The following is a 420-nucleotide window of genomic DNA, read 5'->3' as shown; positions in this document are numbered from 1 at the left end:
CGACGAACAGCTCGGTGGCTTCGCTGTCGACTTCCACGTCGACGGGTCTGTCGTCCGCCAACAGTTCGATCACGTCGTTGTCCACGTCGACCTCGACGGGTCTCTCGTCGGCAAATAGCTCGATCACCTCGCTGTCGACCTCGACCTCGACTGGCATCATCTCGCTGTCCACCGGCCTGAGCTCGACGAACAGCTCGGTGACTTCGCTGTCGACTTCCACGTCGACGGGTCTGTCGTCGGCTAATAGCTCGATCAGCTCGCTGTCCACGTCGACCTCGACGGGTCTTTCGTCGGCCAACAGCTCCATCACGTCGCTGTCGACTTCGACCTCGACCGGCATCAGCTCGCTGTCCACCGGCCTGAGTTCGACGAACAGCTCGGTGACTTCGCTGTCGACTTCCACGTCGACGGGTCTGTCGT

Annotated in this window: 1 protein-coding gene; it reads right to left on the bottom strand. The window is 61.7% G+C overall.

Annotation, left to right across the window (positions count from 1 at the left end; all coding sequences use genetic code 11):
• A partial coding sequence (locus OEJ37_RS34840; RefSeq protein ID WP_263349538.1) for a hypothetical protein occupies positions 1-420 on the bottom strand: 420 nt, incomplete at both ends.

Origin of the sequence: Burkholderia sp. BKH01 (assembly GCF_025685725.1) — a bacterium.
In the GTDB taxonomy this organism is placed as follows: domain Bacteria; phylum Pseudomonadota; class Gammaproteobacteria; order Burkholderiales; family Burkholderiaceae; genus Burkholderia; species Burkholderia pyrrocinia_C.
Note: the sequence above shows the minus strand (reverse complement) of the source record. Positions and strands in the feature narration are given on the sequence as shown.